This is a genomic window from Psychrobacillus sp. OK028 (assembly GCF_900103605.1).
In the GTDB taxonomy this organism is placed as follows: Bacteria; Bacillota; Bacilli; order Bacillales_A; family Planococcaceae; genus Psychrobacillus.
This window is the reverse complement of record NZ_FNHY01000001.1, coordinates 58,543-72,951: the sequence shown is the minus strand read 5'-3', so window position 1 is coordinate 72,951 and position 14,409 is coordinate 58,543. Positions and strand designations below refer to the sequence as shown.

Here is a 14,409-nt window from a genome sequence, read left to right as displayed (position 1 = left end):
ATTTTATATTGTTCATAAAATGAGGGTTAGACCCGAAAAAGATCCCGCTCATAAGGAATAAACTCAGATTAGCTACCTTACTATTCCATATCTTTATCGATATCCTTTGGAGTCAAAACGTAGGGTTGCCATTCATCAGGTTTTTCTATTCTCATTCGTCGAGCGTAAAGATGTAGTGCGATTCCGACTAGGAAATATCCACCGACAACTCCGAGTGAAGCAATAGTAATTTCCGAGAAAGTGGCTACGAGAATCCAACCACAGAATATCATTGATAAAACGCCAATAAACATAGCTCCTTTTACCTTAAAAGGTCTTTCCCAATCCGGATGTCTTTTACGAATAATAAGAAAGGACATCGTTACAAATAGATAGACGACCCCAGCTACAAATGCATACACCGTATACATATACTGAATCCAAGCTTCGGGTGCAAACACAGCAAAATAAATAGCAAACACAGCAACCAAAATATTAGAATATTTAGGCTGTCCCGATTTATTCAACTTTGCGAAAGCTTTAGGTAGTTGTCGTTGCTTTGAAGCGCCAAAAAGAGTTCTTGCCGCAGCCAACCAGAATCCACTTAATGTTGTGACTGTCCCTAAAATTCCCACGACAACAATTATTATGGCTAAATCATGTCGTCCAATAAGATCCGCTACACGTGGATCTATAATATCTGTTTTTGCAATCCACTCAAGAGATACAATTCCAGCATTTGATATGATTGCCATACCGTATACAAAAAATGTTAGAAGTGCTGCGCCCAAATAAGCTTTCCAATGTGATTTTCTTGGGAAGTTGGCTTCTTCCGCCAGTTGCGGAATCATATCGAAACCAATATATTTAAAGATTAAAATTCCTACAGCTGCTCCAAAACCTGAGATTCCTTCTGGAAACCAAGGGGTGAGTGTTGAATAACTCCACTGCTCACTCAAAATGAAGCTAACAGAAACAAATGCCGTTAACGCTACCATGAGCCAAAACATTAAGTTCTGGGCTCTGCCTATGAGCTTAACTTTAACGAAGCTTGCACCAAACCATATTAATAATATAATTAATGAAATGGCTTTTATTTGAAAAAATGACATTGGATAAAAATAGTTTGCCATTGTTACAAGACCATAAGCTACGTTCGGTATAGCGAAAATATACAACAGGAACAACATCCAGTTAAAATACCATCCGATATCCCAGGAGAAGGCATTGGAAATCCAAATGTTTTCCCCACCAGCAAATGGAAGCATACTGGACATCTCAGAGTAAATTAAACCAAGAGGTATTATGAATAGCCCTGTAACAAGTAGTGCCCAAAAGCTTCCGGACCCACTTAGTTCGAACCAATAAATCATTTCCACCATCCAAGCAGCAATCATCCCCCCTGCAGCCATCGCAATTACTTGAGACAAAGTTAAATCTTTTTTTAAGGTATTCATTTTTCCTACCACCCTTTGCCTTAGATTTGTTAACTCAGTTGATTTAATTTTTATACGCGTTAAGTATTCAAATGTCGACAGTAAGGAATATCATATCCATACTCTTTGACAATCCAAATTGGGAATTCCATACGAACTGTTTTTAGCGGATTTACAACTTGACATATTTTTACGTCTCCCGTGATACTAAGCAACATACTCGCTTCTACTGAGTCTATATTCAGTTCATTTACTAGCCAATCATTTGCCACATTCACTGATTTATGAATGGCATTTTCTAATACATCTGACGAAGCAATAAACATAATTTTGTCTTTTGTTATAGCCATCGGCAATTCAAGTCTTGTGCTTTTTATCAACTCTAGTTTCACAATTACCTCACCAGCTACCTCTACTCCACTCGTTACTTCTCCATCACCCATTGCGGCGTGTAAATCACCTATCGCTAACAATCCTCCAGCAACATTCACAGGTAGATAAAGGATGGTTCCTTCCTTTATTTCTTTGCAATCCATATTTCCTCCGTGATTGCCAGGCCAGCCATTGGAAATCTCTTTATCTTTAGGAGCTGTTCCAATCACGCCAATCATTGGATTGAGAAGAATCTTTAATTTATCGTTAAATATTACATGGCTATCGGATATCTTTACTCTTTTCAGTGAATTAATAGCAAGACTATCTTTAAAAATTACGTTTGGACCTGAAAAGATGAACCCATTATAGTCTAGATTAATCTTTTCTATTTGAACGACAAGAATATCCCCAGGCTCTGCTCCGTCAATATAAAGAGGACCAGTTGCAGGATTAATCCGACTCCAATCAATCCCATCGTATTGAACTTTGGGTGAGTCAAACTGACCTTCAAAACAATCATTCGTTTCAAAGCATACCGTCTCTCCTGGCGTTACAATCGCAACGTGTGGATTAGCGGATGCCATTGAATAAATTACTTTCTCTTTTGAAATCAATCGCAAAATGATGATTCTCCTCTCAACTAGCCTAAAGGTACAAAGACTAACAATTAAGTGTTCACTTTGTACTTTAAACGACAAACAACTTATTGCTTCCTGCTAAAATAAGTAATTATAGTAGATTAAGAGCATTTTCCTTCTACTCTTAATACAGTCTTACATTGGTCCCTGAATCAGCAATTAACCCTGTAGTCGCACGGTAAATAACCCTATTTTTTTCTTATTAGTTCTTCATAGTTCAATGCATATTTCTCCTTTCCAAACCTCATGTTGTCTAATGAAATCACAAACTTAACCTTGAGAATCCCATGCAATTTCCGGCCTCTTTTAACTTTTTCTTTCTTCCCTCCCTTTAATTTGTACATAAAAACTAGTGCAATTATCATGCCAATTTTATATATCTTTTCAACCTTTGAAAGCACATACCTTGCATTCTAATTCCTTGAAAATTTCTTTTTTTACACGTCAACAGTGGCAAATATGTGACAAAAGTGGCAATTAAAATTAAGAATTTTTAGACTGTTTAGAGGGCGTCAATAAAATTGAAATGATTAAAGTGGAGGTATGTAACCTTTTCCCAAAATCTAAATATCAAATTTATTCATCCTTTTTAATCCAGTTTAATTTATCAAAAATACATAACAAACCTGTTTTGAATCTAGTAGTAGCCTATTATTTCCTTGAATGTTTTGGTCGTTTTCATAAAAGAATAGGAATAGTGAAATTAAAAATGAACTAAAATTAAATTTTAGATTGTGCTGATTCCTATCAAATTGATAAATAAAAAGCTGCTGAAGAATTTTATCCTCAGCAACTTTATTTATATGAATATAACAGTTAATTGTCAGAATAGTTTAGAATTATTTCATTTCTAACACAGGGACGCTTTTTAAAATTCATTAAAAGGAATTGAAATAAAAAATAACGTCTCAGAAATCTTGGATTTTCCGAGACGATCATTGTATTTAGGTGGCTTTCTACATAATTGCGCTTTTAAATTGTAGTTAATTGTGAGAATTTAATCTATTACTTGAACGCTGAACTCTATTGGAGAAGCTTAATCCTACAACAATCCATCACGTACCATTTGTAAAATATCACTATCAGCACTTAATATATCGTCTTTAGCACGAATAGAAACTTGTTTCGCTGCAGCTTGTGCTTTTCTAATTTCTTCTTTTTCATCTACTGTTAAAATGACTCGGTTTTCCATCACGATATTTCCATCAATTATAACCGTTTCTACTTCATCCCCACGTGCTGAATATACTAGGTTTGGTACAATATTACGAATAGGTGTTGTTAACACCGGAAAAAACGTAGGTGCGGACAAGTCGAGTAAGATAATATCCGCTTTTTTCTCTGCTTTTAACGTACCCACTTGGTCGTCAATTCCCATCACTTTAGCCGCTTCGACTGTTGCCATTCGAAGTGCCTGCGTGGCATTAAATACTCGTGGATCCTTATATTTTACTTTGTTTAAAATGGCTGCCATTTTCATCTCATTAATCATATTGTTACAATTGTTACCTGGAGCTTGATCAGACCCTAGACAAGCCGTTCCCCCTGCGACCAAAAACTTCTGAACTGGGGGAACCATTCCATCGATAATACCGATACTACCTGCACAGTATATTAACTTTGCTCCACTTTTTGCAACCACTTCAGTTTCTTCGTCCGTTGCCTCCGTTAAATGTACAGCTATAAGTCGTTCGTTTAATAGACCTTGTTCTTCTAGAAATTCAATAGTTCGTTTACCATACCGTTTTTCGATTTGAAATACTTCACGATCGCCTTGTGCAACATGCATATGCAGTTTCGTATCTAATCTTTCTGCATGCGCTTGAATTTCTTTTAATAGCTCCAAGCTCATCATATCCGGACCATGTGGACCAAGAATCACTGTTATACGCCCATTTTCGGAATTATGATGTTCCTCATATAGATCTAGATTTCGTTGAAGCTTCTCTTGACCAATAGAAGGATCAAACGGATATAACTCTCCTACTGGCAAATCTCCAATATTATCCGGTATCTCGTTTATCAATTCGGCAATCCTTGCACGCGCACCAATTTTTTTATAATTGTGTACAAGTAAGTCCATACGCCCATCGTAATCGCAGAATGTTGTGGTCCCAGCCTTTAATCCCTCAATAATATTAACCATAGATCCAGCAACACTTTCTTCCGGTAGTAAATGTTTCTGGAATGGCCATAGACCTTTTTGCATCCAGTTTGACATATCTTGCGCCACACCACGGAAAATACTGATGCCCGTATGAATATGTGCATCTATCAATCCTGGCATAACAAGTTTGTTTGTTGCATCAATAATCCGTTCTGCCTTATAATTAGCCAAAACCTCTGATGATTCCCCTACCGCTTCTATTAAATTGCCTTTTATCGCTATTGCACCGTTCTCAATAAATCCAACACCTTTTCCTTCCATGGTCAGAAGGTGCCCATTATGAATTATCATATCAACATTCATCATATATTATCATTCCTTTCCAACTATTAAGAGACTGTTTGCTTCTTCAATGGTATAGTTGAACCTCTTTCTATCACCCTACGATTCAATAAATACAATGCTAGTAATAGAACAATAGCGGTTACAATTAATCCAACCAATACATTTTGCGTAAGCCCTGAAGAAAGAAACCCTATTGCGGAAGCAGTCGCAATAACTAAGGCATATGGTAATTGGGTCCGAACATGTTCAATATGATCAGCAGCTGCACCTGTCGAGGACATAATGGTCGTATCGGAAATCGGTGAACAATGATCTCCAAACAGGCCCCCACTAATCACAGCACCAATTGCTAAAGCTAAATTGATATCCATAGAAGCAGCCATTGGAACAGCTATTGGAATCATAATTGCAAAGACGCCCCAAGAACTCCCCGTTGCAAACGCAATCAATGCTCCGATGAGGAAAATGATTAATGGAACTAGGAATGCCGGCAAGTAGTTTCCAACAAATTCTGTAATATACGTACCTAATCCCATCGTAGATGCGATGGACCCAATCGACCATGCCATGACCAAAATAAGAGGCACAATCATCAACTTTAAAATACCGTTCGTTAATTCATCGAAGAGATAAATTAAGGATGTTTTATATCTCCATTTTGCATAGATAATTCCGCCAACTGCACCTGCTATAAATCCACAAATGATTGACAACACAATATTAGAATTTAAAAATGCCCCCCTAAATCCGTTCTCACCAATATTTCCTGTCCAAAAAATAACTGTAAAAATAGTCCCCATCAATAAAACCATTGGAATCAAAAAGCTAAAAATATCTGCTCTTGTATTGGATACCATCATCTCTTCTTCAATAGACTCATCTATCATCAGCTTATCGTCTTTCCCATAAAGCTCCCCATTTTCCACTGCTCTCATTTCTGCTTTATACATCGGACCGATATCTAAATTCAAATTCACTACAAATAACACACCAATCATCGCGAACAGACCATATAAATTATAAGGAATCATTTGGATGAACAATGACCAGGGATTATCACTTAGACCAAGCACAGCAAGTTGCGTGGCAATAAGTCCAGTAATAAATGGTCCATAACTACTTATTGGTGACATAGCGGCAAGTGGACTGCCCATAGAATCCAAGATATAAGCCAATTTAACACGGGATACTTTTAACTTATCCGCTATAGGACGAGTAACAGTACCTAAGATTAAAACTGGCTCTGTATAAGAAAATAGGAAAGAACTACCCCATATAAAGTTTTGCGCTTTCTTGCGCGTATTCACTTTTTTCGTAGCCACTTCGGCAAACGCACGTGCACCACCCGTAACACGTAGAATATTTACAAACCCTCCTGCCAGCGTAACTAGCAATAACATTCCCGCATTCCAAGGATCAGCAATCGATGGAATGACTACATCCGTAATCGAATATGTAAAACCAACGAATGGATTCCAACTGCTAATAATTGTAGAACCTAACCAAACACCAATGAATAAAGATAAAATTGTCTGTCTAGTCACGATAGCTATTACAATTGCAATAACCGGTGGTAATAATGATAATATCCCATACTCCATTTTCTCGTCCCCTTTATGAAACTATTTATTGTTAACGCTTTGAATCAGCTTTTGAATATGATCTTTTGTTAGTAAAACTGCTTTCTCCACATCTCTTGCTTTTACTGCCTCTAAAATTAGTTCGTGTTCGACAAGATGATGTGCATCTCTTAACTTAGTCGCAATATCTGGAAACTTCTCCTCAAGTCTTAACTCCTCATGTATTAAAAGTTTTAACACAGAATTAAGAAAGCGGTTACAAGAAAGTGTACATAACACTTGGTGAAAATTAATCGGAAGTAATTCAGAATCTTCTCCAATACTTACACACTGTTTATGTTGCTTAACTGATTCCTCTAAAAAACCTATTTCATCATCAGAAGCATTTTCAACGACTGATTTAATAACCTCTGATTCGATGATCACTCGTACATTTAGTAAATCAATGATGTCTTGCGCATTCTCAGAAACAGTTGCTTTTTTCATTTCCTCTTCAATCTTTAGTCTTTCTACATCACTTTGCATGCCTTCTAGTTGCCGTTGTCCTTTTACAGTAAGAATTCTCCCTTGCGTGGATACTAATTCTGTCCATCCAAGCCCATCTAACTCCTTTAACAATCTACCAACAGACGCCAAACTAATAGAATCACCCAGGTTCTCCATCTTTTCTTTCATAATCCATGATCCAAGTGGCTTTTCTGAATCAGAAAGACACTGTAAAGCAATCAAATAATGAAAATCAGATTCATTAGTAAAGAGCTCTTTACTCATCCTCATAATCACACCTCCTCCTCATTGATGAGTAGCTAATTGAATTATAATTTATCATTCTAGTAAAAACAATCATTATTTTCTGAATCCATAGTTTTTTATTAATTTTTTCCGGTATTGATGTTACCTTTGAATGTAAAGATGGGTTTAGCAACTATAAAAGTTGCGGAGAGTGGTAATGGCTGAAATCATTCTTGGAACTGGTGAAAATGGATGATCAATATTATCAAGTGGATACAACATGGGATAATCTAGGTCGTAATCAAGTCCAGAAGAGTTCATTATGATTACTTATGAAAAAAGCCTAACCAACTGTCCAAATCCAGAAAATGATTGAGTCTATTTAAGCCGGTGGTTTGCGCTATCACGAAGACAAAAACTCCTCCTTGTATATGTGTGCAAGGAGGAGTTTTTTTGACTAAATAATCAATTATACCGATAGTGATAAATTTCAAGTGAATTAGAATTGCTCCTCACAGAGACACTTTTAGAAAGAAAAGAAAAAAGCGCAATCCCATTAGGACTACGCTTTCTTCTTTCCCTAAAGAGGGAATACACTCGGAAAATTTGATATGTTGCTTAGTTAAACTGTAACTGACAATTTCAGCATTTATCTCGTCAATGCAGTTAGGTTGCCTGATAATACATCATCAGACGTTTAGGTGCACTTCCACAAAAAACTTTCTTTCATCTACAGGTAAAACACGTTGGAACGAAACCTAAATATATCGGTTCCCGACGAGAGTACCTTTCGTCAGTAAAGCAAATTTTCCGCCAAGGCTGTGCAAATCATCCATTGGAATCTCTTGTAAACACATAGTTTACCAGTCCTTTCCTAAGGTAGTTCCGCCTTGTACTATTTATATACCCCGCATAAAATTACTGAAACATATTTTGTTAAATTTATATAAACTTTATTTATGTCAGTTTTTTAGAAGGAAAAGAAAACTGCTTTCTTTGCCATAGCATCTACCCTGGTTTCCTTGCGCAGATATATTAGACGAAATCTTAAAGTGAATTGTAGTCTATTGTCAGACCATTAAAGAATTATTCTAATACAGGAATACTTTTCTAAAAATTCACATCCGTGCAACGCTAGTGGGAATGCCTTACTTTTTGTTGCTTAATAGAGTGTATTATTTTAGGAATGGATTACCAAAGAGAATACTTGTTTTGTCATAGGCATCATCGGTGGTAACCTGTAGAGTCAATTTCTTCCCATTTTCTACACTAAGATTTATATCTTGTGGGAAATCTCCAGCTTTAAATTCTAAAGTTTTAATCACGTTTCCATCAAGCAAGAACTCAACTGTTATAGCAGATGTCGTATCTTGATAAGTCTGATCTAAACCAACTGTTGCTGAAAACTGTTTGTATTTAGAACTTAAAGGGAAATCCATAAAATCTGTTGAAGCACCTGCCCAATCACTTATATAAAAGAATAAAAAGTTTTTGTATGATGTACCCAGATTATTCTTTGCTGTCGTTCTTTCGGACATATTCTTGTTGAAGATTTCTTTGCCGTTATAAACTAGCTGAGCACCATTCAAAGTATCATCTTGCTGATAATTCATATTCTTCACCGTATCTCCAAGATATGTACCTTTAGGTTTTGGTGTATTAACTAATACCGATTGAGTTCCTCTATCCCATACAACCTCTTTACCAAAGTTTTCACCGATAAATTTTAGTGGTACATAGGTCGCTCCATTGTATACAAATGGTTTATTTGTAGAGGTTTTAGGTACACCATCAAATTTAATTGCTTTAACATTCCAAAGTACATCAATCTTTGAATTAGTTGCTGCATATGTACCGACCGTCCCAAAAAACATTGCCGCTGTTAAAAATCCAAGTATAAATTTTTTCATTTTTTTCTCCTCCAACACTAATATTTTTAATACAGTTACTATTATACCAATTAATTCGAGGTTTTCTACATTAATATATTATTTTCGAACTACTATTCCACCTTATTTTTAGTTAGTTATAAATACCTATATGAAATCTAAAACCTTTTTAAACTAATCTTTTTATATTATTTTCTCACACAGCGACGAGCGACACTTTAGTATTCTCAATAAATAGGTTCTATGCTCCTAGCAAACGACCAACTCTTTTTACTAAAGGGAAAGTAATTAATAGTTTAATAAATACACTACGACGCAATAGGTTCCTAATGAACAGTTTTCCAAAAATACAGACTGCCCCTTTAGATAATTAATTTGTTAGAATCATATCCTATTTATATTGATTAATTTAACAAAGGGGTTAGTTCATGATGAGGAAAAGACCAGGAAACAAACTCTTACTTTTTGTTATTATATCCATATGTTCTTTACTCGTATTGATAAGCTCTATTAATTATCTATTCTCGCCGAGCTACAAAGCTAAAAAAGTAGTTGAAGCGTTTTACACGTATGAACAAAGTGCAGACTTTGCTGATTCGTGGGAATTGCTTCATCCTGTTATGAAAGAAAGATGGAGTAAAACACAGTTTATGACTGATCGTCTCCATGTTTTTATTGGTCATTTCGGTACCGAAACATTCCAGTTTAAAATAGAAGAGGCCAAACAAATCAAGAATTGGAAAATGGCTAAAGAAACAAAACCATTTGATGTAGTCTACAAATTTAATGTCATTCAAACCTATAAAGGAAAATACGGAAAGTTCAGCTTCGTACAAGAAGTATATGTCGCTAAAGATGATGAAGAGTGGAGGATATTGTGGGATTATAATTAATAAAGATATCCTCATCACCATCACATTTATAACTAGGACATGTAACATCATTTTCAGGAATGTTATATAGTTTTCAAGACTTTGCTTCTTTAGTGGTTTATGCGCTTGGCATAACAATCGCTTTCCATAAAATCGATATATTCTCGCAAAATTTCTTTTTAACTCATGTATCCTTTCTTCCAAAATACTTCTATTTAGCTAATGACACGCGACTTATCATTAGTGAAATGGGAGGAAGGAACAGATGACTAGTTATCTTACGGATTATCAATCTTTTAAAACGGTGGAAGAAATGGATATGCATGTGGAAAAACATATGCTGGCGCATTACGGGGAGATGAATGAAACGGACCGTGCATTGCTCTCTTTAGTAGCACAATATGCATGTAAGTTTCCTGGTGCTGCTCATTTGAAGGTGGCGACGATTTGTCATGCAACGGGTAAATCAGAGGCTACGGTTAGAAGAACTTTACGTAAATTAGAAAAGCTGTTAATCATCAAAAAGATTCCGACCATTCGAAGAGTTTCTAAGGGCTATGGTGCCAATATTCTAGTCATTTTACCTTTCTATGACCACTCGAGTTTGACAGTTCGCTCGGAGCAGGGAAACGTAGTCATACAAAGGACTGCGGCGATCATTTCGGAAAAAGAAACCGATATCTCTTTAATCTCTAAAAAAGAATTATTACATAATACGTATTCTACCGAAAATGTCCGCGCTGTAAATTCTGTGGATAACTTTTATAAAAGTAAAAAGCCTACGTTCTATCAGCACTTCAAGTCTACTGTTTTTGCTATGCTTGGAACAGATCAGCAGCTAGTAAGCCGTTTATACGGTGTATATCGAAGTCTCACCTACCGTAGCATCCAACTGCTCCCACAAGAGCAGAAGTTTTATGAAGATATTGGGTATCGAGCACTGACGATATCTTTACAAGCTATAAAAAAGAAAAAAATCCGTAATCTCGCTGGCTACTTTGTTGGCGTTTTTGAGGAAGTTTACAAACAAAAATTATTTGAATTCTTTCAAGAACAGGAGGAATGAGTTTTTGTTAGTTCATCCGTTGCTGCCATAGTGTTTTCGTTCTTCTTTAGACATAAAAAACCTCCTAACATTTGATGTTAATGTGATTATCACAAAACTTCGGAAATGTTAGAAGGTGTGGATTCATTGATTTTCCTATATTTTAAATTGTAGGAGCGCTTTTTAAATTGTAGTCTATCTTCAGAATAGTTTAGAATTGTTTCTGACACAGGGACGCGTTTTTGACATATTAAATTCGGATTCGGATAAAAATTACCCCGGATTAAAGAAGATAAAAACCAATTCCCATAATCAAATATGCCGCAAACAGCGTCAGCCCTTCAAACCAATTCGATTCACCATCATTGGAAACATTAATGACTAAAAGTACAGCAGTAACCATCGCGACAAGCTCTGGCCAAGTAAAAACGAGTGCCATCGACTGAGGCATGAACAAAGAAATAAGAACAAGTATTGGTGCTACAAACATGGCAACTTGTAGCGTAGAACCAACAGCAATCTCAACAGACACTTCCATTTTGTTTTTGACAGCCATCGTAATAGCGGAAACGTGCTCCGCTGCATTCCCGACAATCGCTACGATAATGACACCTATAAACAACTCGCTCCACCCAAACTTCGCCCCGAGCATTTCAAATGTATGCACTAATTGCTCCGATACAAAAGCGACTACTACGGTTGCCAACAAAAGAATTAAAATCGATTTCCTTTTCGTCCATTCTGGTAGTTCTTTTTCTGTTTCCGTTTCCGGTTTGTCAGTAGACGAGAATACACCTCGATGCGTGACAAGTTTGAAAAATAGCCCCGCAAGATACAAAGCGATTAAAATGATGGCAATTCCAATACTTAAGCTCAATGTTTTCTCGGAATTCATAGTCATTGAGAAAACTTCCGGAATGACAAATGCTATAATAACAGCAAAAATAAGTAATCCTGAATTGTATCTTGCACTGTGCACACTAAATTTTTGACGTTTAAACTTAATACCGCCAGCAAAAAACGATAATCCAAGTACAAGCAACAAGTTGCCAAGAACTGATCCAGTTAGTGATGCTAATACAATTCCAACCATCCCAGCCTTCAATGTGAATATGGAGATGATAAGTTCTACTGCATTGCCAAAAGTGGCATTCAACAAACCCCCAACCCTTGGACCACTTACAATCGCTAGACTTTCTGTTGCTCGGCCTATATATCCCGAAAGTCCAATAATACTTACACAGCAGAGAAAGAACATCATCATTTCTGACCAATCTAAAAATGCTCCTATTAAAACTAAAGGAACACCTCCAAAGACAAGTATAGCAAATAGTTTATTCACTAAAAAACACCTCTTCAGCTTAATGCACCTTCTAATTTACCCTTCCCTAATTTGAAAAAAAGAAACCCTTTTTCTTTCTCTTACAGGACTTATAAGTAGAAGTAAATGAGGAATTAAATTTGATAATTAATTTGGAACCTATCAACCTTGGAGGACATAAACTTTTAACGATTTCGGACTAGTTGTCAAAAACCAAATTTACTTGTCGTATCGATTGATAAAATGTCTTTAGATCTTTTAAATTCTATCCATTTTGTCTTCAACTGAAACATCTGTATCACACTTAGAAAAGGACGTGTTAGGCCGATTCTAGCTAGCTCCTTTTCTAAGTTGAACTACCGTATTTACAGTGGCGAAAAAAATCGAAAAAATTTTCAAGATAAAAAGGAATGCTCTATGCATTCCTCACATTTTGGATTTTATTCTTTTGGTTTTGCATTTTCCTTGAAATATTAGAGTAAAGCATCCCTGTCTCAGCAACAATTCTGACAACAGACTACATTTCACTATTAAATAACAAGCATCAAATAACTCCAACTGAACTTCATTTAGATGGCCTATTTTTTTCTAAAACTTGATGCACTGAGCTAGCAAAGCTTGAATAGTATTAGCAATGAAGCATGAGGGGTTATTGCGCATCATTTAAATGCCACGACCTCAGCAACCCTGTGTTAGACTCCATTGTCCCTCGAATTCTGGCTGACAAAGGATCGAGGTTTTGATTTGGATTTACTTTCTCCCATTTAGTGGATACTCGCTCTCCTTTAGACGTTACTAGCGTTTCCTCGGTGGTTACTTGCGGTTCTACTTGATTTACTCGTTCTCGGACCGTATTTACTCTTGGTACGTTAATTAATCCCATTATTGTATCTTACACAGGGACAATTTAATTATTCTGTTTTTTTGTCCCGGAGTTTGGTCACTTCCACCATCACCCGGTGTACCTGGTGTTCCAGAGTTCCTCCCCCTCCGACAGCTGGTGGTGTTGGTGGTGTTACTGGTGCAACATCTGGATTTGGTTTTCCACCGATTTCTTCAATTTGGCCTTTTATTGCCTCAAAGTTACTGATTACCTCTGATGCATTCGCCCCCGCTGGTAATACTAGATCTACAATCGCTAATCCTGTTCCTAGTGATAATTTTGAATCTTTATTTCCTAGGTTTATAGATTCAATTTTAGCAGTACCGTTTAATGTGAAGTTTAATGCATTTACTAAAAAGTTTTTAGTCGCTGCATTTAGTGTTACTACTTTTGTATCTTTACCAGCAGTTACACTTGGAATCGTGATATTTTTGTCAGCTGTTATTGTAGCATTAGCGTCAACATTAATAGCTGTAACAGATGAACTTCCTGTTAAGTTAAATGCTGAATTCAATTTGTTTAGGACAACTTTTGTTAGATTTGAAATTGAGAAGGTAATTTTTGCTCCGTCTGGTAATGCTGCTGCAGAAACACCTGTCGATTTGTTTGAAATTTCCGTGTTCCCTTTTACGACAATATTATCTGCCAAGAAGCTGTTTACTAGATAATACATATCGCCCGGAAGAAACATTAACACGTAGTCAAATGGCTAAAATTATTTCTATAGCTTTTGACCTTCCAGAAGAAAAAAAATCTCTATTAATTTTAAAGACGTAAATGATTCACACTGGTATAAAGGATACGTACAAACGCTTGTAAAATATAATGTTACGAAAGGGACTGCCGCAACATTATTCTCGCCTGACTTAGCCGTAGACCGTGGTCAAATCGCTACATTCGTTGTGCGTGCAGAAGCAGCTGCAAAACCAGTAACAGTTATTAGTGTCACAAATAACGCTATAGAAACTTCTACAGGAACATACACCATTTTTCTCCAAACGAAAAACTCGAACAACCTCCTTATTAGAGGTCATTCGAGTTTCGTTTTCTATGATTTTATTTGTTAAATGTCCTATACAAGAATAAAGAGAAGTATACTCTTGTGATGTATTGGCTTGGACCAAATTTCCCTTTACCGATACCTTGCATGATGCTGCTACTTCTTCGTAGAAATTGATACCTGATGGCATATCTTGGAATCCATTAA

General features: G+C 36.3%; 12 protein-coding genes and 1 pseudogene. 3 read left to right on the top strand and 10 right to left on the bottom strand.

What is annotated here, in order from left to right; genetic code table 11:
• Positions 1-80: 80 nt before the first annotated feature.
• The 6 genes from BLR36_RS00210 to BLR36_RS00180 all read right to left on the bottom strand — a co-directional run bounded on the left by BLR36_RS00210 (position 81) and on the right by BLR36_RS00180 (position 9,102).
• Entirely contained in the window at positions 81-1,436 is a 1,356-nt protein-coding gene (locus BLR36_RS00210; RefSeq protein ID WP_093059211.1) for an APC family permease, read from the bottom strand.
• 59 nt (positions 1,437-1,495) lie between these two features.
• On the bottom strand, positions 1,496-2,410 hold the full coding sequence (locus BLR36_RS00205; RefSeq protein ID WP_093059209.1) for an acetamidase/formamidase family protein: 915 nt from the start codon (positions 2,408-2,410) through the stop codon (positions 1,496-1,498).
• Between the two features lie 1,060 nt (positions 2,411-3,470).
• The gene (locus BLR36_RS00195; RefSeq protein WP_254771295.1) at positions 3,471-4,901 is read right to left on the bottom strand and encodes an amidohydrolase family protein; all 1,431 of its coding nucleotides are present in this window, start codon (positions 4,899-4,901) and stop codon (positions 3,471-3,473) included.
• A gap of 23 nt (positions 4,902-4,924) precedes the next feature.
• On the bottom strand, positions 4,925-6,481 hold the full coding sequence (locus tag BLR36_RS00190) for a Na+/H+ antiporter NhaC family protein (RefSeq protein WP_093059205.1): 1,557 nt from the start codon (positions 6,479-6,481) through the stop codon (positions 4,925-4,927).
• 21 nt (positions 6,482-6,502) lie between these two features.
• A complete protein-coding gene (locus BLR36_RS00185) occupies positions 6,503-7,237 on the bottom strand; it encodes an FCD domain-containing protein (RefSeq protein ID WP_093059203.1) in 735 nt (244 codons plus the stop codon).
• A gap of 1,130 nt (positions 7,238-8,367) precedes the next feature.
• Positions 8,368-9,102 (bottom strand): stalk domain-containing protein, encoded by a 735-nt coding sequence (locus BLR36_RS00180; RefSeq protein WP_093059200.1) that lies wholly within the window; start codon positions 9,100-9,102, stop codon positions 8,368-8,370.
• A 407-nt stretch (positions 9,103-9,509) separates the two neighbouring features.
• Between BLR36_RS00180 and BLR36_RS00175 the strand changes: the two genes are divergently transcribed.
• Both BLR36_RS00175 and BLR36_RS00170 read left to right on the top strand, forming a co-directional pair.
• The gene (locus BLR36_RS00175; protein WP_254771294.1) at positions 9,510-9,974 is read left to right on the top strand and encodes a hypothetical protein; all 465 of its coding nucleotides are present in this window, start codon (positions 9,510-9,512) and stop codon (positions 9,972-9,974) included.
• Positions 9,975-10,218: 244 nt separating this feature from the next.
• The gene (locus BLR36_RS00170; protein WP_093059198.1) at positions 10,219-11,019 is read left to right on the top strand and encodes a helix-turn-helix domain-containing protein; all 801 of its coding nucleotides are present in this window, start codon (positions 10,219-10,221) and stop codon (positions 11,017-11,019) included.
• Between the two features lie 262 nt (positions 11,020-11,281).
• On the opposite strand, the gene cax is transcribed toward BLR36_RS00170, so the two are convergent.
• From cax to BLR36_RS00160, 3 genes are all read right to left on the bottom strand, one after another.
• Positions 11,282-12,340, bottom strand: a complete 1,059-nt coding sequence (gene cax / locus BLR36_RS00165) for a calcium/proton exchanger (RefSeq protein WP_093059196.1) — start codon at positions 12,338-12,340, stop codon at positions 11,282-11,284.
• Positions 12,341-12,968: 628 nt separating this feature from the next.
• Positions 12,969-13,202, bottom strand: a complete 234-nt coding sequence (locus BLR36_RS18515) for a hypothetical protein (protein WP_139185052.1) — start codon at positions 13,200-13,202, stop codon at positions 12,969-12,971.
• A gap of 28 nt (positions 13,203-13,230) precedes the next feature.
• Positions 13,231-13,851 (bottom strand): hypothetical protein, encoded by a 621-nt coding sequence (locus BLR36_RS00160; protein WP_093059194.1) that lies wholly within the window; start codon positions 13,849-13,851, stop codon positions 13,231-13,233.
• Positions 13,852-13,954: 103 nt separating this feature from the next.
• Here BLR36_RS00160 and BLR36_RS19195 point away from each other — a divergent pair.
• A pseudogene (locus tag BLR36_RS19195) lies at positions 13,955-14,035 on the top strand (S-layer homology domain-containing protein); the annotation flags it as partial.
• Between the two features lie 50 nt (positions 14,036-14,085).
• On the opposite strand, the gene BLR36_RS19120 reads toward BLR36_RS19195, so the two are convergent.
• Positions 14,086-14,217 (bottom strand): hypothetical protein, encoded by a 132-nt coding sequence (locus BLR36_RS19120; RefSeq protein ID WP_256370982.1) that lies wholly within the window; start codon positions 14,215-14,217, stop codon positions 14,086-14,088.
• Positions 14,218-14,409 lie beyond the last annotated feature (192 nt).